The sequence below is a fragment of the Kribbella sp. NPDC004138 genome, assembly GCF_053603655.1.
Genome location: NZ_JBSGFZ010000026.1, coordinates 93,058 through 115,583, shown reverse-complemented (window position 1 = coordinate 115,583; position 22,526 = coordinate 93,058). Strand labels below are relative to the sequence as shown.

Here is a 22,526-nt window from a genome sequence, read left to right as displayed (position 1 = left end):
CCGACCACTTCGTGACTGGTCAGTGATTCATTCGTTGGACCTTGGGTACGCCGAGTTGAGGAGCTGCATGTCCGCCACGGTCGAGACACCGATCGTCCAGGGTCCCACCCGGGAAGAGCCGCTGATCGAGGCGTTGCTGCTCGACGACTACCGGTCGCTGGTCCACCTCGCCTACCTGATCCTCCCGCCTTCGATCAGCCGGGCGAGGCGGGTGGCGGCGGCGCACGCCGTGGTCCAGCGGGCGCTCCCGGCGGGCCTCGCGCTGCCGGCCGATCTCGCGCTGCCGTCGAGCCTCACCGTGCCGCCGGACGTCCGGCTGCCGGCGACCAGGCACCGCGAGTTCATGCGCCGCCGGGTGATCGAGGAGGCGACCCGGCAGGCGGAGCGGCGCTCGTTCCCGGCGCGGCTCGGCGGCGTCCTCGCACCGTCCGACGAGCTCGGCTTCGACCCCTGCACCACGCGTCCCGACCGCACCGCCCACACCCGCCGCCGCGCCCGCGGCCGCCGCGTCGCGATCACGTTCACGCTCGTCCTCACCACCGCAATCGTCGCGGCGCTCCTGATGTCTTGACGTAGCGTCGCGGCCCACCTACCTTCGGTCACACCGCTGCGCCGATTCCTTCCCCGCCCCACCACCCCAGTCGCTTCCTACCGCCCCAGGGAGATCTGTGATGTCCGTTGGAATCGTTTCCAGCCTGTCCCTGCTGATCGCTCTCGGCGCGCCCCTACCGGCGCCGGCTGAAACCCCACCGGTGACCATGACCACCCAGGCAACGATCTGCAACAAGTACTGCGACGCGCGCGATCCCGCGCTCGCGCCCGGCGACCGCGCTCCGGTCTCGACCACACTCTTCGGCCGCACGATCACCCTGCACTTCGACGACAGCGATGCGATGGGCTGGGCCTCGATCGAGAACGGCAATCCGGGTGACGAGGTCTGGCTGGACCGCTCGATGGACGGCGGCCGCACCTGGTCCGGCGGCAGCCGCCTCGGCAACACCGCGATCCCCAGTGGGCAACGCGGCTGGCGCACCCAGATGTACAACGTCGACGACTGGAGCAACCTCGGCGTCGGCGCCCTGCGCGCCTGCGGCAAGGCCGGCGACCGCGCCGACGTCGCCTGCACGCCGTGGGCCCGGACGACCTGGAACGCCTGGGACCGTCGTACGGCGGCCGCGACCGCGCTGATGCAGAACTACAACCTGTCCAGCGGCCTGTTCGACACCACGGGCTGGTGGAACTCCGCGAACGCACTCAACGCCCTGATCGACAACGCCCGGATCAGCGGGATGCCGAGCTACAAGTACGCGATCGGCAAGACGTACGACCTGAACCTCGGCCAGTTCGAGGGCCAGTTCCGCAACGACTACATCGACGACACCGGGTGGTGGGGTCTCGCGTGGGTCGCGGCGTACGACCTCACCGGCGAGGCGCGGTATCTGCAGACGGCCCGCGTGGATGCCGACCACATGGCGGCGTACTGGGACGGCACCTGCGGCGGTGGTGTCTGGTGGAGCGAGGCGAAGACGTACAAGAACGCGATCACCAACTCGCTCTACATCCAGCTGAACGCGCAGCTGCACACCCGGATCGCCGGCGACACGACGTACCTGCAACGCGCGCAGGCCGGGTGGACCTGGTTCCAGCAGACCGGGATGATCAACGCCTCGCACCTGGTCAACGACGGTATCGACCTGTCCACCTGCAAGAACAACGGCGACACCGCGTGGACGTACAACCAGGGCGTGCTGATCGGCGCGCTCACCGAGTTGTCGAAGGCAACGAACAACTCGGCGTACCTGACGTCCGCGCGCCAGCTCGCCGACGCGGCCACCACCGCCGCCGCGCTGCACACCGCCGACGGCATCCTCCGCGAGCCGTGCGAGAACGGCGACTGCGGCGGCGACGGCCCGTCGTTCAAGGGCGCGCACGTCCGCGGCCTCGGCAAGCTGAACGCCGCACTGCCGGACCACCCGTACACGTCCTACCTGCAACGCCAGGCCGACCGCGCCTTCGCGGCCGACCGGACCCCGATGGACCAGTACGGCCTGCGCTGGTACGGCCCGGTCGACAAACTCGACGCAGCCCGCCAGCAGTCGGCGCTCGACCTGCTCAACGCGGCACCATGACCTCGGGCGACGCCGGCAATGCCATGATGACCGCATGGAGCTGAAGATGTCGGCGTCGTACGACGCCACCCCTGAGGAAGTGTTCGCGATCGTGACGGACACCGCCTTCCGTGAGCAGGCCTGCGAGAAGACCAAGGCGCTGTCGTACGACGTGCAGGTCAGCACGTCGGGCGCCGACACCGTCGTCCGGGTCTCCCGGGAGATGGAGTCCACCGACATCCCGGACATGGCCCGGAAGTTCGTCGGCGAGACGCTGACCGTCGTGCAGACCGAGACCTGGCACGCGGCGGCCGCCGACGGCACACGGACCGCCGACGTGGCCGGCGAGATCTCGAACACCCCGGTGACCCTGAAAGGAACGGCCCGGATCGCCACGGAGGGCGCGCAGACCGTCCAGTCGATCGACCTCGACATCAAGGTCGCGATCCCGCTGATCGGCAAGAAGCTCGAGCCGTTCGTCGTCGACGCGATCCGCTCCGGCCTGCAGAAGGAGTACGACCTCGGCCACGAGTGGACTGGGAAGTAGACCCGTGTCGTTGCGCTGACCGCGTCGCCTCCGGTGGCAACCTGAAACGAAGTGTTGTCCCGGAGGTGACCGTTCCGATGCGAAGCACCCTGCGAAAGAAGCGGGATCGGACCCCGCCCACGACCGGCGCCGACCAGTACTGCGCGTTCTGCGCCGCCGTGATGCCGTTCGAGCGGATCGACCCCTCGGACTACCTGGTCGACGAACCCGACGAGTGGATCTGCGTCAAGTGCGGCTCCGCCCTCCTCATAGACCCACCCACCCAGCCACTCCACCGAACCGCCTGACCGCCGCGCCCAGCTAGCGGGTTGTTTCACCGCCGGCCCACTGCAACCCGCCAGCGGTCACACACCCGCTATCCGGCCGAGGTCGCGTCGGCGGCGGCCAGACCGGCCCGCATCGCCGCACGGACCTCGGCCGGTCACGGGCCGGTGTTGGTGAGCGGGATCTCGGTGATGAACCGGCGCTCGGCCTCGGGAATGCTCGCCGCGACCAGCCCCGGCTCGTCCAGGACCGCTGCGTACAGCCGCGGCCCGTCCGCGCTGAACAGGTCCGCCGCCACCAGACGCCCGTCCGCGGTGCGCATGATGTTGTCCGGGTTGTCGTCGAGGCTCGGCGCGAACCACGGCAGCTCCCGCGCCGCGCGCTCGTGCACCCGGCGTACGGCGTCCGCGAACTCGGCGACCGCCGGCGCGCGCGCGGCCAGTGCCCGGTGGAACCCGGCGGCCTCGTCCGCGTCGACCGGCTCGAGCCACTCCAGGAACTGCAGATCCCCGCCGCCTGCCAGCCGCCGATGCCCGAAGACCCGCGGAACCTGACGGGTGTGCGCCGCCTCGCGATACAGCGCAACTGTGTAGGGCCCCGCCGGATCGAACGGACTGATCCGCGCCGCGGCCCGGCCATCCGGCGCCCGCAACGCGACCGCCCAGTCCCCGGCCCCGCAAGGCGTCCACCCGGACTCCCGCAGCACCCGCTCGACGTCGCGATGGTCAGCGCCTGGGTCGAGCAGGTCCCCGTACGCGCCGCCCGTCATGCCGCTGAGCATAAGCAGCGACTCGCAGCCCGCGCCGCCGAATTACAGCGGGGGCCCGAAGGCACACACGACCGGCTTGGCGTGAGCGGGATCGAGCGCGTTGGCAACTAGTTGGGCCACGGTCGGGTCGAAAGCCAGGCCGACGTGACCGACCGTGTCCAGCGGGCAGGTGTCCTGGACGTACTCGTTCGTCACACCGGGCTCGCGGATGAACGACGTCTCGTGCGGCGTCACCAAGGCGTCGAAGCGCGAGGCGATCATCGAGTACTTCACCCCTGGCTGCGCGATCGGGCCCTGGGTCAGCTTCGCCACCGCCGACCCGCCGACGATCAACTCGTCACAGGCCGGGCAACCGAACTGCCGCAGTACCTGGTCGACCAGCGGCCGGAGCCCCAGGTAGTCGCCCACGCTGACCAGCCCGCCGAACGTCGTACCGTGCGTGGGCGGCGCCAGCGCGACCACCTTGCCCACCTGGCCGGCGTACCCGCGGACCTTCGGGCCGTAGACCGACTGGAAGCCGCCCTCGCTGTGCCCGACGATGTCGACCTTCGCGGCACCGGTCGCCTGACGGACCCGCTGGACGAACGCGGCGACCTCGTGGGACGACTGCTCGATCGAGACCGTGCCGCCGACCGGGATCTCCGGCGTGGCCTGCCCGTAGGTGAGGGTGAAGGCGCAGTAGCCCTTCGCGGCCAGGAACGGGCCGAGGTAGGAGTAGTTGCCTGGGCCGTTGCCGCCGAGACCGTGCAGCAGGACGAGCGGGTTCGGATGCGCGGCCGACGGCTTGCAGGTCCAGTCGTCGAACCCGGCCGACGTGGCCGCGCCGGCAGGTGCGCTCAGCGTGGCGGTGAGCAGGGACGCGGCGAGCAGGACCGCGGCGGTCCGGCGGAGGCGGTGACGCATGACAACTCCCCGTATGGTGTCGTTCGGTGATCAGTAGATCACGGGTAGTGGAGCACGTCTCCGGGTTACAAACAAGAGTTTGTGTTCGAAACAAGATCTCTTGGTTACGACTCGGCCACGCGGGGTAGCGTCCACCGCATGGGCCGCACCATACGGGGACTGGACGCCGGGCAGCGCCGGGCCGAGCGACGCGAGCAACTGCTGGACGCGGCGCTCAAGCTGTTCGCCGACCACGGGTACCTCGGGACGTCGATCGAGCAGATCTGCAGCACGGCGTACATCGGGACGAAGAGCTTCTACGAGCTGTTCGCCAGCCGCGAGGAGTGCTATCTCGCGCTGCTCCGGCGGACCTCCGAACGCCTCGAGGAGCTCATGACCGGCGCCGCCGCGCAGGCGACCGGCAACGAGCGGCAGGAGGCGCCGCGGCTGCTCGCGACGTTCGTGCACGCCCTGGTCGACGACCCGCGGATCACCAAGGTCACCTTCGGCATGGCCTCCGGCATCTCCGAGTCGGTCGAGCGGCAGCGGCGCGCCAACCGCCGCTGGGCGGCGGGCTTCCTCGTCCAGCTCTGGGACCGGTACGACGGGCCGCAGCCCGACGACCAGCGCGCCGTCCGGCACGGTGTGGCGATCGGTCTGATCGGCGGCATGTTCGACCTGGTCTCGGACTGGCTGCTGGACGCCGACCTCACCGCCCCGCGGCAGATCGAGGCGCTGGTCGACGACCTGACCACGTTCTACATCACCGTCCGGCGGGGTCTCGCCAGCTAATCGAACACGAGCGTGCGGAGGGCGACATGCCCTTCCTCGTCGATGACGTAGTGGGCGTGGCCCTCGTGGTCGACCGCGACGCCCTCGACGCGGCGGATGTCGCCGAAATGGTGGATCACCTTGCTCCCGAGGACCCCGCCGCCGGGCGGCAGCTCGAACCGCACGTGCTCCGACGCGGCGAGGGCTCCTTCCGGGTGGTCGGCGAGCACCGTGGCGGACTTGCCGGACGCGTCGAGATCGCCGATCACCGCGTCGAACCGGTCGTCGCCGTGCGTGTCGAGACCGCGCAGCCCGGCCGGTGCGTCGACACCGCCGACGTCGCCGAGGATCCAGACGTCACCGCAGACCGGGACCGCGTCCGGGTCGTCGAACAGCTCACCGACATTCGTCAGCTCGACCAGCAGCGGGTGCCCGTCGGCGGTCACGGGGTAGCGCAGCCCCAGCACGAGGTTGCCGTTCGCGAGGAACTCGGCCGCTTCGATGTTCACCGGGTGGTCCGCCGGGTGGATCGTCCCACTCCAGCTCTTGGCCTTGGCCAGGCCGCGCTCGATCGTCGCGTCGACGTACGCCTGCTGCCCGAGCGGCCCGACCGGCACCAGCTCCACGTCCGCCAGCGCGTCATTGATCGCGCGGTGCAGGCCGAAGCGCAGCCGCACGATCTCCAGCTCCGCGGGCTCACCGGCGAGGATCGTCTCCTCCTTGACGCGCGCGATCCAGGACCGCTTGGCCGCCAATGGGCCGGCCTTCTTCCCGAACTGCGAACCCAGCAGGTACACGTACCCGTTGAAGGATGCGCACGCCTCGGCGTCCTCGGTCTTGCCGGCGTGCACCCCGGCGTCGGTCAGCACGCGGCGCGCCGACCAGCCTTCGTTCAGCGGGGCGCCGGCCGCGTGCACGAGCAGCGCCAGCGCGTCCTCGGCCGTCGCTTCGTCCAGGACCGTCACGAAGGCGCGGTCCCAGCCGTTCCGGGCCAGGACGTCGGGCCCGAACACGCGGCAGAGGTCGGAGGCTTCGTTGGGCTCGAGGTGCAGGTCGGTCTCATGCATACCCGGACAACGAGAGCGTGGGCCGCGGCGCTCCCGCCGCGGCCCGATTCCCGGGTAATCCCTGACTGGTCCCTAGCCCTGGTGCGGGTAGCGGTAGTCGGTCGGCGGGGCGAAGGTCTCCTTCATGGACCGCGGGGAGGCCCAGCGGATCAGGTTCCACATCGAGCCGGCCTTGTCGTTCGTCCCGGAGGCCCGCGCGCCGCCGAACGGCTGCTGCCCGACCACCGCGCCGGTCGGCTTGTCGTTGATGTAGAAGTTGCCCGCCGCGAACCGCAGGTACTCCGACGCCGCCGCCACCGCGTGCCGGTCCTGCGCGATGACCGCACCGGTCAGCCCGTACGGCGCCGAGTGCTCCATCCCCTTCAGCACGCTGTCGTAGTCCGCGTCGTCGTACACGTGCACGCCGAGGATCGGGCCGAAGTACTCGGTGCTGAAGATCTCGTCGGCCTGGTCGTCGGAGACCAGCAGCGTCGGGCGGACGAAGTACCCCTCGCTGTCGTCGTAGGTGCCACCGGCAACGACCTGGATCGCGTCGGTCGCCGCGGCCCGGTCCAGCGCGGCCTTGTGCTTGGCGAACGCGCGGTCGTCGATCACCGCGCCGATGAAGTTCGACAGGTCGGTGACGTCGCCCATCGTGATCGCCTCGGTCTCGGCGACCAGGTCGTCACGGATCCGGTCCCACACCGAGCGCGCGACGTACGCGCGGGACGCCGCCGAGCACTTCTGGCCCTGGTACTCGAACGCGCCGCGCACCATCGCGGTCTTCAGCACCGCCGGGTCGGCCGACGGGTGCGCCAGGATGAAGTCCTTGCCGCCGGTCTCGCCGACCAGCCGCGGGTACGTCTTGTACGACGCGATGTTCGCGCCGACCGTGCCCCACAGGGACTGGAACGTCTTGGTCGAGCCGGTGAAGTGGATACCGGCCAGGTCCGGGTGGGTGAGCGCCGCCTTGCTGACGTCGATGCCGTCGCCGGTGACCAGGTTGATCACACCGGCCGGCAGGCCCGCGGCCTCGAACAGCCGCATCGTCCAGTGCGCGGCGAACTGCTGCGTCGGCGACGGCTTCCACACCACCGTGTTGCCCATCAGGGCCGGCGCGGTCGGCAGGTTGCCGGCGATCGCGGTGAAGTTGAACGGGGTGATCGCATACACGAAACCCTCGAGCGGCCGGTAGTCCACCCGGTTCCACACGCCCGGCGAGGAGATCGGCTGGTCGCTGACGATCTGCCGCGCGAACGCGACGTTGAACCGCAGGAAGTCGATCAGCTCGCAGGCGGCGTCGATCTCGGCCTGCTGGATCGTCTTCGACTGGCCGAGCATGGTCGCCGCGTTGAGCGTGTCGCGCCACGGGCCGGCCAGCAGGTCGGCGGCCTTCAGGAAGATCGCGGCGCGGTCGTCGAAGGACAGCGAACGCCAGGACGGGGCGGCGGCCAGGGCCGCGTCGACGGCGGCCTTGCCGTCCGCCTCGGTCGCGTTACCGAGCGTGCCGAGCACGTGGGCGTGCCGGTGCGGCTGCACCACCTCGATCGGCGCGCCGCCGCCGAGCTTCTGCTCGCCGCCGATCGTGCAGGTCAGGTCGATCGCTCCCGCGGCGGTCAGCTCCTTGAGCTTCGCCTCCAGGCTCGCCCGCTCACCCGACCCGGGCGCATACCCCTTGACGGGCTCGTTGGCAGGCGTCGGTACGGCGGTGACGGCATCCATGGTGCAGGACTCCTCGATCGTGGGGTGGACCGTGTGGGCACGCCGGGTGCGGATGGCCAGGCGTGACACCAGCATGGTGCCACGCCAGCACCGTCAACCACGAACGCGCCTGAGCTGCTTCCGGCTTACTTCCGCCACGGCATGTGCTGGAGCGCCCAGGTGTTGCCGTCGGGATCCTCGAACCAGGCGTAGAACACCCCGCCGAGGTCCTCGGTCTCGCTCACGTCGACCCCGCGGCCGATCAGCTCCTGCCGCGCGGCTTCGATGTCCTTCACCACCAGGTGCAGCCCGCGCAGCGAGCCGGCCGCCATCTCGGTGGCGGGCAGCCCGGTGGTGAGGGTGATCGAGCAGAACGAGCCCGGTGGGGTGAGCTGCACGATCCGGACACCGTCGGCGGGCGAGACGTCCACATCCGGATGGAAGCCGCACTGCTCGGTGTAGAACCGCTTCGCCCGGTCGACGTCCGTCACCGGCACCGGGATCAGCTCCAGCAGGTACGCGCCCGGCTTCACCACCACGGCGCTGGGATCGTCCGGGATCTCCGAGGCGTCCTTCGGGATCTCGGTCGTCGTCGGCGGCGTCGGCAGGTCGCTCATGCGGACTTCTTGGTGGTCTTCTTGGCGGCCTTCTTGGCCGTCGTCTTGGCAGCTGTCTTCTTGGCGGCAGCCGCCTTCTTGGCCGGCGCCTTCTTGGCTGCGGCCTTCTTCGCCGGCGCCTTCTTGGCCGGCTCGGCCTCACCGGAACCGCCGCCCGCACGCCGTGCCTTCGCGGCCTCGACCGAGGCACGCAGCGCGGCGACCAGGTCCACGACCTCGGCGCCCTCCGGCTCCTCCTCTTCGGACTCCGGCAGCGGCACACCCTCGGCCTTGGCCATCACGACCTTCTCGAGCGCCTGGCGGTACTCGTCGTGGTACTGGTCCGGGTCGAACTCACCGCGCAGCGTGTCGATGTACGACGACGCCATCGCCTTCTCCTGGGTGCGGATCTCGACGTCCTCCGGCGGCGCCGCGAACGACTTGTCCCGGATCTCGTCCGGCCACAGCATCACCTGCAGCACCAGCACGTCGTCGACGGTCCGCAGCAGCCCCAGGCTCTCCCGGGACCGCAGCGCGACCTTGACCAGCGCATACAGTTCGGAGCCGTCGAGCGCGTCCCGGAGCAGCACGTACGGCTTCGCGCCGGGGCCGCCGTCCGCGGCCAGGTAGTACGACTTGCCCAGGTACAGCGGGTCAACCTGATCGGCCGGCACGAACTCCAGCACGTCGATGACCTTCTTGCTGGACAGCGGCAGGTCCGCGAAGTCGTCGGAGTCCAGCACCACCATCCGGCCGTCCGGCATCTCGTACCCCTTGCCGATGTCGGAGTACGGCACCTCCTCGCCGTCGACCGAGCAGATCCGCTTGTACCGGATCCGGCCCCCGTCGGCGACGTGCACCTGGCGGAACGAGATGTCCTTCTCCTCGGTCGCGGAGAACACCTTGATCGGGATCGTCACCATCCCGAACGAGATGGCTCCCTTCCAGATCGCCTGCATCGCCATCAGCTCCCTGTCAGCTCAGCCCGCTACGCGGCCCCTCCGCCGCGAGCAGATCGGGGATCTCCTGTGTCGCGTACCACAGCAGGTCTTCACCCTCGCACGAATCCAGGGCAAAGATCGCGTCGTCGTCACCGCTCTGCGCCGCCTCCCACAGCTCGGCGGCCTTGCCGATCACCGCGGTCGCCTGCGGGGCGTCCAGGTGCACGGAGGCCACCGAGCGCCACGGGATCACCACGTGCAGCTCCAGCCGGGCGTCACCGAGCTCCACCGACCCGTCGGCCGGCGGCACGGCGCTCACCTCGGCCGCGATCACCACCCGCCGGCGCACCGTCGCCGGATCCGCGGCCAACAGCCCCACCGAGGCGCGGGCCGCCTGCGCCATCGCGGCGAACTCCAGCTCCTCGTCGTCGCCCTCGGCGTACCACTCGCGCAGCGCCGGTGTCACGGCGTACGCCGTCAGTGGGGCCGGGCCGATCTCGCCGGCGTTGCACGCCGCCGCCAGCAACCCGAGCGTGGACGGTACGTAGACCCTCATGAGCCCGCCTTCTTGGTGGTGCCGCGGGGTTTCTTCCGGCCCCGGGAGGCGCGGTTCCGGCTGCCCCTGGTCGTTTCCAGCAACTCGTCCAGCGCGTCGGTCACGCACTGGGCGAAAACAGCGAGGTCCGGCATGGCGGTGCGGTCCGCGTTCAGACCGTAGTACACCTGGCCGTCGTAGGACGTGACGCCGACCGAGAGACCCTGGCCGGGCATCAGCGGAACGACCGGGTACGACGCGAGCATCGGCGCGCCCTGCGCATACAGCGGGAACTGCGGACCCGGGACGTTGGTGATCACCACGTCGTCGATCGGCCGGACCGTGGCGGTCGCGACCCGCGCCGCGAGCGCGTGCAGCGTGGTCGGGGCGAACCCGGCGATGCCGACCAGCGAGCGGGCGCTGACCGCGCGGCCGGTGTCCTTGTGCACCTTGGTCTGGTACGAGATCTGGTGCAGCCGCATGACCGGGGAGTTCTCACCGACGGGCAGGTTCACGCTCGAGGCGATCACCCGGGAGCCGAGCGAGGTGGGCTCCTCGTCCTCGTCGTCGCGGATGCTGACCGGGACCACGGCCCGCACGCTCCGGGTCGGCCCGACGCCCTCGCCGCGGGTCATCATCCAGGCCCGGAACGCGCCCGCCACCACGGCGAGGATCACGTCGTTGACCGTGCCGCCGTGCGCGGCGCGGATGGTCCGGTAGTCCTCCAGGTCGGTCTGCACGGTGGTGAACCGGCGCTGCCCCGACGTCTTCACGTGCAGTGAGCTCTCCTGCGCGTGCCGCTGCGCGGCCAGCGATCCGACCACGCCGCCGAGCGCCTCGCGCACCGACATGGCCCCTGTCAGGCTCGCCATCTCGGCGCGCGCCAGCTCCAGCACCGCGGTCGGGTGCCGGGTCGCGTCGGAGAACACTCCGGCGAGCAGCTCCAGCGCGGACGGCGGGTGCTCCGGCTGCCAGGTGTCGGTCGGCGTGTCCCTGGGGTGCGCGGTCGAGTCCAGCACGACCTGGCCGATGTCGACCGTGCTGTTGCCGTCGACAAGCGCCTGGTGGGACTTCGCGATGATCGCGAACCGGTCGCCCTGCAGCCCCTCGACGAGATACATCTCCCACAGCGGGCGTGCCCGGTCCAGCCGGCGCGACATGATCCGCGCGACCAGCTCGAGCAGCTGCGCGTGCGTGCCGGGGCGTGGCAGGGCGGACCGGCGGACGTGGAAGGTGATGTCGAATTCTTCGTCGTCGACCCAGACCGGCCCGGCGAACCGCCCGGGCACCTGCTGGACCCGCTGCCGGTACCGCGGCACGAAGGCGATCCGGTCCCGGATCAGCGCGACCAGACTCTCGTAGTCGAAGCCCTCGTCGCCGTGCACCGGCGGCTCGAAGATGTCCACCGTGCCGACGTGCATCGGAGTGGCCGGCGACTCGGCCTTGAGGAAGGTGAGGTCGAGCGACGTCAACCGGTCCGGCATCTGGCCACCTTCCTCTCAGTTCGACGGATTCTCACCCTAGCGGCCTCCGCCGACAGTGGGCTGCGACACTGGCCGTACGGGAACACTGAGGTATCCGTGTTCGTCAGGCAAGAGGGTGTGTCCCGCGCCCTGAGAACTCGTTCGAATCCCCGAAAGGCTCCTGGACCGATGCGTTCGACGCTCACTCGCGGTGCCGCCACCGCTCTCCTGCCCACCCTCGGCCTGCTGCTCCTGGTCGGCTGCGGCGGGGACGACACCAGCGGCAGCAGCACTCCCTCGCCGAGCGCCCCGGCCAGTACGCCGACGTCGACCCTGCCGGCCAACACGCCGACCCCGGGCTCGCCGAACACCAGCGCCCCGTCGAACACCGCGGACCCGTCCGGCGAGCAGGCCGACGTGACCGTCGACGTCACCGTTGCCAACGGCAAGGTCAACCCGAGCGGTGCGACCGTCAAGGTGAAGGCCGGCCAGACCGTGCTGATCAAGGCCGTCAGCGACGCCGAGGAGGAACTGCACATCCACGGCTACGACAAGGAGCTGGAACTCACCCCGGGCAAGGCGGCATCGGTCAAGTTCACCGCGAACATGAAGGGCACCTTCGAGGTCGAGACCCACAAGAGCGGCAAGCTCGTCGTCAAGCTCGTCGTCTCGTGAGCGTGCCGCTGCTGCTGCCACTGATTCTGCCGCTGCACGGGATCGGCGGGCGGCAGGACCTGCCGGTCCCGTTCGGGCTCGCGGTCGCCGGCGCCGCGGTCGCGGTCGCGCTGTCCTTCGTCATCCTCGGCGTCGCCTGGCGCACCCCGAAGTACCGCGGCAACGCGTCCGGCGTACCGTTGCCCGCCGCAATCAGCCGGGTGATCGACGCAAGCTGGTTCCGCTGGCTCGTGCGGCTGTTCGGACTGGCGACGTTCCTCTACGCGATGGTGGCGCTGCTGTTCGGCGTCGACCGGCTGACGAACCCGATCTTCGGGTTCATCTACATCCTGGTCTGGGTCGGGCTGGTGCCGATCTCGCTGCTGTTCGGCCCGGTGTGGCGGACCCTGAACCCACTGCGCACCATCCATCTCCTGCTGTCGAAGCTCCTCCGCCAGCCGCCGTCGAAGGGCCTGCTCGAGCTCCCGTCCTGGGTGGGCCTGTGGCCGGCCGCGCTCGGCATCTTCGCGTTCGCCTGGCTCGAACTGGTCGCGCCGGACCGCGCGACGATCCCGGTGCTGCAGGCCTGGATCGCGCTGTACGTCGTGATCACGATGTTCGGCGCGGTGCTGTTCGGCGACCGCTGGTTCGCGCAGGGCGACCCGTTCGAGGCGTACGCGACGCTGATGTCGCGGCTGTCGCCGTGGGGCCGCCGGACCGACGGGCGCCTGGTGGCGCGGCGGCCGCTGGAGAACCTGGACGGCCTCCGCCCGCTGCCGGGACTCGTCGGCCTGGTCGCGGCGCTGCTCGGCTCCACGGCGTACGACGGGTTCTCGAACTCGTCCGCGTGGATCGGGTGGGCGCAGAACCAGGACATCTCGATAACCTGGCTCGGCACCGCCGCGCTGATCGTCTTCATCCTGTTCGTGCTGGTCACGTATTCCGGGGCGACGATCCTCGCCGGCCGCCTGTCCGACAGTTCGCGGACGGCACTACCGGGCCTGTTCGCGCACTCGCTGGTACCGATCGTCTTCGGGTACGTCGTCGCGCACTACCTGACCCTGTTCATCCTGGAGGGCCAGCGGACGCTGATCTACCTGAGCGATCCGCTGAGCAACGGGGCGAACGTCTTCGGCACCGGTCTGCTCGCGGTGAACACCGGCATCACCAACCACAGCGCGACGATCGCGGTCGTCCAGGTCGCGGCGGTCGTGTTCGGTCACCTGCTCGGCGTCGTCTCCGCCCACGACCGCGCCGTCGCCCTGTTCCCCCGCGCGAAGGCCCTGGCCGGCCAGATCCCGCTCCTGGTGGTGATGGTCGGCTACACCTGCGGCGGCCTGCTCCTGCTGTTCTCCTCCTGAGGCTTCGCGAGGCCGCGGCTGGTGATCAGGAGGAGGACGAACGCGATCATCCCGACGATCAGGTGGGAGTTGCCGGGGATCGACTGCCAGAAGCTCCAGCTGAGCTCGCGGTCATCGCGGAACGGCACCCACCAGATCGAGCGCAGGACGAACAGGCCGTAGAACAGGACGCCGGTGACGACCGCCGGGTTGAGGCCCCAGACACGGTTGACGCCCCGGATCACGCTGACGCCGAGCGGGATGATCCACACCCAGTGATGGCTCCACGAGATCGGCGACGCGTACAGCACGGCCAGCGCCATCACGGAGATCGCGGTCACGCGCTCGTCGGCGAGCCAGTACTTCCGGGCCAGCCACAGCACGAGCAGGCCGAACACGGCCGAGATCACGAACCAGGCCGGCTGCACCCAGCTCGCCTCGTCGCCGATCCGGTGCAGGAAGCCGTTGAACGACTGGTTGCCGGTGTACGCGATCCCGCCGACCCGGTTCGCGTCCAGGATCACGTCGGTCCAGTACCGCCACGACTGGTGCGGCACGATCGCGAACCCGATCGCCATCGTGGCCAGCAGGCCGAGGACGGCGTTGCGCAACGCCCGCCACTGCTTCGTCACCACGAGCAGCGCCAGGAACGGCAGCGGCGTCAGCTTGATCCCGATCGTCACGCCGAGCCAGAACCCGCGCAGGCGCGCGTCGTTCGGCCGGATCAGGTCCAGCAGGATCATTGCGGTCAGCAACAGGTTGATCTGCCCGAACTGGATGGTCTGCCAGACCGGCTCGAGCAGCAGCGACAGCGCGGTCAGCGCGACCAGCACCGCCGTCCGCTTGCGCTGGGTGATGAACGACCAGAACGTCTTGGTCAGACTGGCCCGCCACAGCGCCGTGATGCACAGCACCGAGATCGTCGTCCACGCCACCAGCGCGACCGCCCACGGTACGGCGGCCAGCGGGACCATCGCGATCGCTGAGAACGGCGGGTAGGTGAACGGGAGGTTCGAGCCGCCGGGCAGCTTCGCGTCGTACAGCGAGTCGCCGTGCAGCAGGACCGAGCCGCCCATCCGGTAGACGCGCAGGTCGATCATTCCGCCGTACAGGTGGGTGATCCAGGCGCCGACGGCGACCAGGGCCGCGCACGCCAGGACGGCGATGACGATGCCACGGCGGCCGGCGGGACGGATCGAGGAGGATGCGGGGGTGGTCACGGTCACGTCAGGTCGGCTCCGAACAGGGTTTCCAGCGCTCGCCGGGTCTCGTCGTACTCGGTGTGCAGAATCGCGGTCATCCCGACCGCCAGGGCGCCGTCGACGTTGAGTTGCAGGTCGTCGACGAACACGCACTCGGCCGGTTCCAGTCCGAGCCGGCCGGCCGCCAGCCGGAAGATCTCCGGCTCGGGCTTGCGCAGGCCGACCTCGCCGGAGATGACGATGTCGTCGAACATGCCGTCCCAGGTGTCGCGCGGATAGGTGTTGCCCCAGGAGTTGGACAGCAGCGCGGTCCGGATCCCGCGCTCGTTGGCGCGCCGGACGAGTGCGGACATCGCGGGCTGGTGCTCGAAGTGCGCGAACATCCGCTCGATCAGTCCCTCGGCGGGCACCGGCGTCCCGTCGTGGCGGACGAGCATCGAGGCGAGCTTGCGCTCGAAATCCGGGACGGCGAGCTGGCCGCGTTCGAGCGCGTGCACCGGGTTGAGCTCGGCGGTCACGGTCTCGCTGGGCAGCCATTTCATGACCGCCGCGAGGTAGGAGTCGAAGTCGAAACCGTCCAGCTCGGCCCAGCGCCGCAGCGCCGGCTCCAGGCCCGAGGTGAGCACTCCGCCCCAGTCCACCAGCAGACCTCGGGGCACCGCCCGCACCTCAACCATGCGCGCAAGCCTACTCAGACGGCGGAGGCCCTCACCCTCCCGGCCCTCGCCCTCACGCCCTGTGTTCAATGGTTGTGGTTCAGTGGCTGTACTCGATGCTCACATCGCCCGAGGAGGTCTTCGCCCGGATCGTCCGGGTGGCGTTCGGATCGATCTTCACGTTCGCCGACTCGTCACCCGAGGACGTGTCGGTGTCGACCTTGTACGACTCGGTGCCGGACGGGATCCGGATGTCGACGTCGCCCGAGCTCGTCTTCGCGTCGACCGTCTGCGGCGCGACGGTGAAGTCCAGCGCGACACTGCCGGAGCTGCTGTGGGTCGTCACCGACGTCGCGGTCAGACCGTCGCCCTCGACATCGCCCGAGCTCGACCGCAGCTCCAGCGGTCCGCCGACGTCGTGCACCTCGATGTCGGCCGAGCTCGTCTTCAGCACGGCCCCGCCTTCGATCCCGGCGACCGTCACCTTGCCGCTGCTGTTCTCGACCGTCAGCTTCACGTCCCGCGGCACCGTCAGCACGTAGCTCGTCTTGCACCCGAACGACAGGAACCCGCAGCCGCCGCTGTCCAGCTCGAGCTTGCCGTCGCCCTGGTCGTACCTCTCCTTCGGGTCCGAGCCGAACACGTTCCGCTCCGACTGGCGGTCGACCCGCACCTCGGTGCCGTCGCCGGGACGCACCTCGATCGACGCCGAGCTGCCCTTCACCAGCAGGGACCCGCCCTGCACCGGGTAGCTGCTCTGGCTGCTCTTGGTGCCCTCGGTCAGGCCGGTGAGCGCCCAGTACACCCCGCCGAGGATGAGTGCGACGGAGATGGCGATCCCGTACCGCCGCTCGACGCTCATCGAGCTCCGCGGTCGGCCTTGGACATCGGACATGCCCCAACCCTGGCACATCGCGGCCCCGCTGTCGGTGGGGTTGTCCCCCGAATCAACCCTGAGTGAGCGGTCAGGCGGGGACCGAATGCAGGTCGTCGGCCACCGCGCCGGCGAGTTGCTGGAACGCCTTGCGGAGCTTGCTCGACCTGGCGGCCTCGGACAGGCTGCGCCCGTGCGCCACGGCGGTGTCCACCGCACCCAGGTCGTACGGCAAAAGGGCGGCGCGGTCGACACCGGCATACTGCCGGAGCGCGTCCAGGGCCGCGTCGGCGGGCGATCCGCCGAGCGAACCGGAGCGCAGCCGGTTCACCACGACGCGGGTGGTGACGGACGGTACGACGGCGTGCAACTCGTGGACCGCCCGGATCAGGCGGGTCAGGCCGACCGGGTCCGCCGTACCGACCACGACGACCTCGTCGGCCTCCTCGAGCGTGGCGATGGTCGCCCCGTTGCGGCGCGGCGCCAGCGAGTCGAACGAGATCTCCTCGTCGGTCTCGACACAGAACCCGGCGTCGATCACCGTGATCGGCGCCAGCGAGCGCGCCGTCGACCAGATCGCCTCGACGGCCGCGGGCCGCAGCTCGGTCCAGCGGTCCGCGCGGCTGAGCCCGGTCAGGACGAGCAGGTGCGGGTTCAGCTCGCGGGCGTGCCGCGCGAGCGTCGTCACGTCGAGCGAACCGTTCGACGCCGAGCGCGCCGCGGCGGCCAGGCCGGAGGTCTCGTCGAGCATGCCGAGCATCTGGGCGACGGTCCCGCCATACACGTCGACGTCGGCGAGGAGAGTCGGCACGCGGCGCACCGCCAGCTCGCAGGCCAGGTTCACCGCGACGGTCGTCCGGCCCGGCGCGCCGGTCGGGCCCCAGACCGCGACCAGCCGGCCGGTGCCCTGCGGGAAGGCGGGCGGTTGCGGGTTGGCCGCGGCCTCCGGGGTGAGCGGCACGAAACCGCCCGCGAAGTGCGAGCTCGTGATCGGAGGGCCGGATTCGACCGCGTCGGCCACCGCGCGCCCGAGGTCGGCCGGGCTCACGTCGGCCGGCAGGATCCGCTCGATCCCCATCCGGCTGAGCCGGTCCTCGGCGCCGAACGGCGCTCCGGTCTCGGTCGGGTCGACCAGGGCGAGCACGGCGATGCCGCGCGCGTGCAGCGCGGCGACCGCGTCGGACGACAACCGCGGCAGCGCGTCGGCGAGCAGGACGGCACGGGCCTGACCGCTCGCGGCGGCCGCCATCACGTCCGCGATGTCGACGCAGCGCCGGACGACGCGGATCCCGGGCGCTCGCTCGGTACGCCGGACGACGTCGGCCTCCCACGGCGCCCCCGTGACGGCCAGCAGGACTGGGACCGACATCAGCCGTCCTTCCGGACCAGGGTCGGCTCGCCCGCGCTGATCGCGGTGAGAGCGGCCGGAATGCGTGGCAGGTCGGTCGAGGCGAGCGCGATCGTCACCTGCCGGCGCGCCGTGCTGCCCGCGACCCCCTTCACCGAGTCGATCTGCAGCACGCGAACGCTGCTCCACAGCGGCCGCGCGGGCTGTCCTTCGGTCTTCGGCACCACCCAGACGTCGACCACGTCGCCCGGCGCGGTGTCGGACGGCAGGCGGCCGGAGGCCACCGAGAGCGGGAACTCGGTGCGGTCCTGATCGGACGCGGCAACGGCGGCGTCCTTCGGCACGAACTCGCCCTGGCCGACCGTGCGACCGACGACGAGCCCCTTCAGATCGGCGTCGGCCGACAGATAGCGCTTGGAGTCGTCCCCGCTGGTGAACCGGACCCGGACCGTGGTCAGGTCGTCGTCGGTCAGCGGGGTGCCGGTCTTCAGCTCGTGCTTGGCCGCCCAGATCGTGGTGGTGTCATCGGCGGACGACAGCAGTTTGGCGCCCGCCAGCGCGGTGACGGCGACCAGCAGCACGCCGAGCACCAGGCGGCCGTCCTTCCAGCGCGCCTTGCGGTTGCGCTGGGCCGGGGCGGACGGCGCCCCGAAGCCACTTCGCACTGCTGTCTCGACCACGTCGTCTCCCCAGTCGGTGGATCGGTGTCGGCCGACATTCTGCCTGGTCGCCGATCGCACGGTGAACGGTCATCCACAGGCTGTCACAGCCTGGGGACAAACTCGGTCATCCGTTCGCCAACCGTGGCAAACTGAAGGAACCAGCCACTATCCGAAGGAGACGACGATGCCGGGACCGCGGTTCCTCCAGCTCGCCGACGTCGCCGAGGTCCTGAACATCTCCGCGAACCAGGTCTACGCGCTGGTCCGGCGCGGCGACATCCCGGCGGTGAAGATCGGCGGCCGCGGACAGTGGCGCGTCGAGGCCACCGAGCTCGAGAAGTACATCGAGCGGCTCTACACCGAGACCAAGCAGTTCATCGACACCCATCCGTTCGGCGAGGAAGCCGACGCCACGGAGGACGCCCACCTCTGACCCCAAGCTCTCCCGGCGGGCTGGCGCCGGGGGGCGACGAGAGTCAGCGGCGGCGGAGGGCTCGGAGGGCCTGGGTGGGGACCAGGCGGACGTTGTAGACCTCGGTGCGCCGCCGCGGTGCGTCGAGCGGGTGCTCGGCGATCTCCAGGAAGTCGGCGCCGACGCGGTCGATGGTGCCGGTGACCGGACCGCCGCCGCTGCAGAAGAGCGTGACCGGTGAGCGATCCCGGGCGATCCCCCGCAGCAGGTGCGCGAGACCGAGCTTGCCCTCGACAGCCCCGACCGCCGGCTCGGCCCACGGTCCGAGCCGATGGACCGCGATCAGCGCGTCGACCGGGATCAGCCACTCCTCGTAGCGCTCGGTCTCGATCAGCAGGCAGTCCTTCCCGACCCGGCTGAGCTGTCCGCGCACCGGGTCGGCGTCGTTCAGCTCGACGCGGACGACGGTGTCCACCGCGCCGCGGAGTCGGTCGAGCACGGTGATCTTCCCGACCTCGGCCCGGATCCGATCGGCCACCTCGCCGTACAGGTCACTGTCCTGGAGCGCCTCGAACTGCGACTCCAGGTCCGCGAACAACGCATCCCACCGCATGACCGTGAACCTACCGGTCGCGGGTGCCGCCCGGCCGTCACTGTCCGCAGTGGAAACCGACGCTGCGTGGGTTAAGGACTTGCAAAGGCGGCGTAGAACCGGTCTATAGTGGTCAAGCCCAAGCAAACTAACGCAAACTCAAAGGTCGGGAGCGAAGCGGGATGAACGCGATGATCCGGGTGGTCAAAGGCACGCTCGCGATCGTCGCGCTGGCCGGCGTCGGTCTCCTGCTGCGGTGGATCACCGCGGGCTCGATCACCGGCCTGCGGACGTACGACCTGGATTCGCTGACCGTCCTCGCGGTCGGGACGATCGCCTGGATCGCGTACGGCTGGCTGGTGCTGGCCGTCCTGCTCACGGTCCTCGAACAGGTCCCCGGCACGATCGGCACCCTGTCCGGCGCCGTAGCCGGCCGGATCACCACCAAAACCGCCCGGGCCCTCCTACGCTCCGGCCTCGGCGTAGCCGCCGTCACCCCCCTCACCGTCGGCGTAGCCCAAGCCGCCCCCACCGACACCGCCCACGTTCGCCAGTGGACCCAACCCGCCGCAAACTTCCGCGCCACCGAACCACGCTCGACCGTCGAACTCGGCAGCTCCGGCCAAGCCCACACCGACTACCGCGCCACCGAACGCTCCTCGACCGTGCACCTCGGACCGGACACCAGCACCCGCCACACGAACACCGGCAACACCACAGCCGACCAGGCCACGGACAACGACCGCGCCACGGAGCCACGCTCGACCGTCGAACTCGGCAGTGCCGACCAAGCCCACGCCGACTACCGCGCCACCGAACGCGCCTCCACCGTCCGGCTCGGACCGGACACCAGCACCCACCACACCAACGCCGGCGACACCACAGCCGTCCAGGCCACGGACAACTACCGAACCACCGAACCTGCCTCGACCGTGCAGCTCGGGCCGGACGCCGACGCCCACCGCACGAGCACCAGCAACACCCCAGCCGACCACTCCGCCGACGACTTCCGAGCCATGGAGCCACGCTCGACCGTCGAGCTCGGTAGTTCCGATCAGGCTCACACCGACCGCCGCGCAACCGAACCGCCGTCCGGAGTCCGCCTGAGCTCCACCCCCACCCCGCCGGACGACCTCACCCCGAACCGCCCAGTCGATCCCAGCAACTCCAGCAGCACGACGCAGAAGCCGGGCAGGACGGAGCGACCGACGGGCGGGGCGCGGGTGGGAGTACCGGATCGGCCGGCCGACGGTGCGCCCACCCGGTACACCGAACTGCGACCGACCGTCCCAGTACGCGTCGTCGTACGGGAAGGCGACTCGCTCTGGAAGCTCGCCGCCCGCGAACTCGGGCCAGACGCGACGGCGGAAGCGATCGCCGCACGCTGGCCGGCCTGGTACGCCGCGAACCGCCACGTGATCGGGAACGACCCCGACCTCATCTACCCCGGGCAGGTCCTCCGCATCCCACCCACGCCGACCGGCGACCACCTCCCGCCCCATCACCAGGAGCAGTGACATGAGCCAGCCCCACAACCTCCAGCCGGAAGATCTCCCCCTGGACGCCGTACACCCCGCTGCTCCCCTAACCGCCGTCCCCACCCCCACGACGGACCCCACCGACACCGCAGACACGCCCGACACCACCGAGGCCCGCCCAGCCCCGACACCCACCCGCGACCTACGCCCGGCTGCTCCACTGACCGCCGTCCCCGCCCGCACGACGGACACCCCAGACACCGCAGGCACCACCGACACCACCGAGGCCCGCCCGGCCCCGACGCCCACCCGCGGCGTACGCCCTGCTGGTCCACTGACCGCCGTCCCCGCCCGCACGACGGACACCCCAGACACCGCAGGCACCACCGACACCGCAGACACGGCCGGCGCCGCAGACGCCCGCCCGAAACCAACGCTCACCCTCGACGTACACCCGGCTGCTCCGCGCACCGCCGTCCCCACCCGTACGACGGACACCGCAGGCACCGCAGGCGCTCTCCAAGACCCGACGCTCACCCGCCCGGACACACCGGAGGTTCAGATGGCCGTCACCCCGACCACGCCGACCACCTCAACCACGCCGACAGCGCGGCCCGCGCGGGCCGTCGTGGGAACCGCCGGGGACGCTCGGCAGATCCTTGCCGAGGTCGGACGTCCTCGCCTGGCGTCGGTCGGCGGCGACGCGCACGTCGTGCCGGCCACGACGCGGTACGCCGATCAGCTGACGGACGGGGCTCTCGCGCTGCGCCTGGAGGCCGTACGGCGGCTGGGCATCGCATCGACGCCGGTCTCAAATGAGCCGAGCGACGCAGACGCGCCGGGTGTCGCCGGTGAGCGAGAGAAGGGCCGGAAGCTCAGCGTGGTGCCGGAAGCTGCTGGCGCCACGCACGCGGTCGCGGCGCCTGGGCAACCTGACGGGGCCCAGGCGCCGCTCAAGACAACCGCCGGCGCCAAGGCAACCTCCGTCAAGACAACCGCAGCCGGCACGACTGCCCGCACGACACCCGGCACGACACCCGCCACGACAGCCACCAAGGAAGCCGTCGCCAAGGTCGCGCGGCCGGGCGGGGTTCCGGGGAGGGAGGCGCCTCGGCTGCCGGAGGTGCGGGCTTGGAGTGCCCGGTTGGCTCAGGCGATTTCCGAGGTGCTGGCCGGCGACCGGCCGATCTCGCAGCTGGTGCGGTTCGCCGATGATGCGGTCTTCATGGAACTGAACCGGCGGGTGCGGCTCCTGGGGCTGAACTCGACCGCCGGCACCCGCGGGGCGAAGGAGAAGAGCGTCGTGCGCTCGGTGCGGGTGTTCATGCCCGAGCCGTTCATCGCCGAGGTCGCCGCACACGTACGCCACGGCAGCCGCTCCCGCGCAGTCGCCTTCCGCCTGGAAGTCCGCCGCAACCGCTGGGTCTGCACGGCCCTCGAACTCGGCTGACCCGAGCATGCGTGGCCGAGCACCTTCGCGAAAGTCGACTGACCCCAACGGGCAGCTGCTCCCGCGCAGTCGCCTTCCGACTGGAGGTCCGCCGCAACCGCTGGGTCCGTACGCGCCCTCGGACTCGGCTGATCGCCGAACATGCGGGGCCGACCACCCGCGCGAAACCCAGCCGGACTCCACGGCAACCGCTGCGGCGCGCTCGTCTTCCCGCTTGAGGTTCGCCGCAACCGCT

General features: G+C 70.6%; 24 protein-coding genes. 10 read left to right on the top strand and 14 right to left on the bottom strand.

Annotated features, from left to right (window positions below):
• Positions 1–67 precede the first annotated feature (67 nt).
• The 4 genes from ACWEOO_RS32230 to ACWEOO_RS32215 all read left to right on the top strand — a co-directional run bounded on the left by ACWEOO_RS32230 (position 68) and on the right by ACWEOO_RS32215 (position 2,942).
• Entirely contained in the window at positions 68–571 is a 504-nt protein-coding gene (locus ACWEOO_RS32230) for a hypothetical protein (RefSeq protein ID WP_452146236.1), read from the top strand.
• A 100-nt stretch (positions 572–671) separates the two neighbouring features.
• Complete coding sequence (locus ACWEOO_RS32225) at positions 672–2,129, top strand: glycoside hydrolase family 76 protein (protein WP_452146235.1); 1,458 nt, start codon at positions 672–674, stop codon at positions 2,127–2,129.
• A gap of 34 nt (positions 2,130–2,163) precedes the next feature.
• Entirely contained in the window at positions 2,164–2,655 is a 492-nt protein-coding gene (locus ACWEOO_RS32220; RefSeq protein WP_452146234.1) for a DUF2505 domain-containing protein, read from the top strand.
• A 77-nt stretch (positions 2,656–2,732) separates the two neighbouring features.
• Positions 2,733–2,942: a hypothetical protein gene (locus ACWEOO_RS32215; RefSeq protein WP_452146233.1), complete on the top strand. Its 210-nt coding sequence runs from the start codon at positions 2,733–2,735 to the stop codon at positions 2,940–2,942.
• Positions 2,943–3,076: 134 nt separating this feature from the next.
• On the opposite strand, the gene ACWEOO_RS32210 is transcribed toward ACWEOO_RS32215, so the two are convergent.
• Together ACWEOO_RS32210 and ACWEOO_RS32205 are read right to left on the bottom strand one after the other, a co-directional pair.
• Positions 3,077–3,688, bottom strand: coding sequence for a hypothetical protein (locus tag ACWEOO_RS32210; RefSeq protein ID WP_452146232.1), 612 nt, complete (start codon positions 3,686–3,688; stop codon positions 3,077–3,079).
• Between the two features lie 42 nt (positions 3,689–3,730).
• The gene (locus ACWEOO_RS32205; protein WP_452146231.1) at positions 3,731–4,591 is read right to left on the bottom strand and encodes an esterase/lipase family protein; all 861 of its coding nucleotides are present in this window, start codon (positions 4,589–4,591) and stop codon (positions 3,731–3,733) included.
• Between the two features lie 138 nt (positions 4,592–4,729).
• On the opposite strand from ACWEOO_RS32205, the gene ACWEOO_RS32200 reads away from it, so the two are divergent.
• Complete coding sequence (locus tag ACWEOO_RS32200) at positions 4,730–5,362, top strand: TetR/AcrR family transcriptional regulator (protein ID WP_452146230.1); 633 nt, start codon at positions 4,730–4,732, stop codon at positions 5,360–5,362.
• Here ACWEOO_RS32200 and ACWEOO_RS32195 read toward each other — a convergent pair.
• The 6 genes from ACWEOO_RS32195 to ACWEOO_RS32170 form a co-directional block, all read right to left on the bottom strand.
• The gene (locus ACWEOO_RS32195) at positions 5,359–6,408 is read right to left on the bottom strand and encodes a hypothetical protein (protein ID WP_452146229.1); all 1,050 of its coding nucleotides are present in this window, start codon (positions 6,406–6,408) and stop codon (positions 5,359–5,361) included. The genes ACWEOO_RS32200 and ACWEOO_RS32195 overlap by 4 nt on opposite strands.
• A 72-nt stretch (positions 6,409–6,480) precedes the next feature.
• Positions 6,481–8,184, bottom strand: coding sequence for an L-glutamate gamma-semialdehyde dehydrogenase (gene pruA, locus ACWEOO_RS32190; RefSeq protein ID WP_452146228.1), 1,704 nt, complete (start codon positions 8,182–8,184; stop codon positions 6,481–6,483).
• Between the two features lie 50 nt (positions 8,185–8,234).
• Positions 8,235–8,705, bottom strand: coding sequence for a VOC family protein (locus ACWEOO_RS32185; protein WP_355696772.1), 471 nt, complete (start codon positions 8,703–8,705; stop codon positions 8,235–8,237).
• Positions 8,702–9,649 carry a non-homologous end joining protein Ku gene (gene ku / locus ACWEOO_RS32180; protein ID WP_452146227.1) on the bottom strand — a complete coding sequence of 316 codons (948 nt, stop codon included), beginning with the start codon at positions 9,647–9,649 and terminating at the stop codon, positions 8,702–8,704. The genes ACWEOO_RS32185 and ku overlap by 4 nt, the downstream gene beginning before the upstream one ends.
• A 10-nt stretch (positions 9,650–9,659) precedes the next feature.
• Positions 9,660–10,181, bottom strand: coding sequence for a DUF6912 family protein (locus tag ACWEOO_RS32175; protein WP_359935431.1), 522 nt, complete (start codon positions 10,179–10,181; stop codon positions 9,660–9,662).
• Positions 10,178–11,644, bottom strand: a complete 1,467-nt coding sequence (locus ACWEOO_RS32170) for a WS/DGAT/MGAT family O-acyltransferase (protein WP_452146226.1) — start codon at positions 11,642–11,644, stop codon at positions 10,178–10,180. Before ACWEOO_RS32170 ends, ACWEOO_RS32175 begins: the two co-directional genes overlap by 4 nt.
• Positions 11,645–11,812: 168 nt before the next feature.
• Between ACWEOO_RS32170 and ACWEOO_RS32165 the strand changes: the two genes are divergently transcribed.
• A complete protein-coding gene (locus ACWEOO_RS32165; RefSeq protein WP_452146225.1) occupies positions 11,813–12,298 on the top strand; it encodes a cupredoxin domain-containing protein in 486 nt (161 codons plus the stop codon).
• Positions 12,295–13,638, top strand: coding sequence for a hypothetical protein (locus ACWEOO_RS32160; protein WP_452146224.1), 1,344 nt, complete (start codon positions 12,295–12,297; stop codon positions 13,636–13,638). The genes ACWEOO_RS32165 and ACWEOO_RS32160 overlap by 4 nt, the downstream gene beginning before the upstream one ends.
• Here ACWEOO_RS32160 and ACWEOO_RS32155 read toward each other — a convergent pair.
• The 5 genes from ACWEOO_RS32155 to ACWEOO_RS32135 all read right to left on the bottom strand — a co-directional run bounded on the left by ACWEOO_RS32155 (position 13,599) and on the right by ACWEOO_RS32135 (position 18,377).
• Positions 13,599–14,843, bottom strand: coding sequence for a glycosyltransferase 87 family protein (locus tag ACWEOO_RS32155; RefSeq protein WP_452146223.1), 1,245 nt, complete (start codon positions 14,841–14,843; stop codon positions 13,599–13,601). The genes ACWEOO_RS32160 and ACWEOO_RS32155 overlap by 40 nt on opposite strands.
• Positions 14,840–15,496, bottom strand: coding sequence for an HAD family hydrolase (locus ACWEOO_RS32150; protein ID WP_355696758.1), 657 nt, complete (start codon positions 15,494–15,496; stop codon positions 14,840–14,842). The genes ACWEOO_RS32155 and ACWEOO_RS32150 overlap by 4 nt, the downstream gene beginning before the upstream one ends.
• 79 nt (positions 15,497–15,575) lie before the next feature.
• Positions 15,576–16,370 (bottom strand): DUF4097 family beta strand repeat-containing protein, encoded by a 795-nt coding sequence (locus ACWEOO_RS32145; RefSeq protein WP_452146222.1) that lies wholly within the window; start codon positions 16,368–16,370, stop codon positions 15,576–15,578.
• Between the two features lie 70 nt (positions 16,371–16,440).
• Positions 16,441–17,718: an AAA family ATPase gene (locus ACWEOO_RS32140; RefSeq protein ID WP_359935418.1), complete on the bottom strand. Its 1,278-nt coding sequence runs from the start codon at positions 17,716–17,718 to the stop codon at positions 16,441–16,443.
• Positions 17,718–18,377, bottom strand: coding sequence for an SAF domain-containing protein (locus tag ACWEOO_RS32135; protein WP_452146221.1), 660 nt, complete (start codon positions 18,375–18,377; stop codon positions 17,718–17,720). Before ACWEOO_RS32135 ends, ACWEOO_RS32140 begins: the two co-directional genes overlap by 1 nt.
• Before the next feature lie 166 nt (positions 18,378–18,543).
• On the opposite strand from ACWEOO_RS32135, the gene ACWEOO_RS32130 reads away from it, so the two are divergent.
• Positions 18,544–18,792: a helix-turn-helix domain-containing protein gene (locus ACWEOO_RS32130; RefSeq protein WP_359935415.1), complete on the top strand. Its 249-nt coding sequence runs from the start codon at positions 18,544–18,546 to the stop codon at positions 18,790–18,792.
• Between the two features lie 43 nt (positions 18,793–18,835).
• Here ACWEOO_RS32130 and ACWEOO_RS32125 read toward each other — a convergent pair whose 3' ends face one another.
• On the bottom strand, positions 18,836–19,384 hold the full coding sequence (locus ACWEOO_RS32125; protein WP_355696749.1) for a hypothetical protein: 549 nt from the start codon (positions 19,382–19,384) through the stop codon (positions 18,836–18,838).
• Between the two features lie 161 nt (positions 19,385–19,545).
• Between ACWEOO_RS32125 and ACWEOO_RS32120 the strand changes: the two genes are divergently transcribed.
• Both ACWEOO_RS32120 and ACWEOO_RS32115 read left to right on the top strand, forming a co-directional pair.
• Entirely contained in the window at positions 19,546–20,880 is a 1,335-nt protein-coding gene (locus tag ACWEOO_RS32120) for a LysM peptidoglycan-binding domain-containing protein (protein WP_452146220.1), read from the top strand.
• A 1-nt stretch (position 20,881) separates the two neighbouring features.
• A complete protein-coding gene (locus ACWEOO_RS32115) occupies positions 20,882–22,291 on the top strand; it encodes an Rv3235 family protein (protein ID WP_452146219.1) in 1,410 nt (469 codons plus the stop codon).
• The last annotated feature ends 235 nt before the right edge of the window (positions 22,292–22,526 follow it).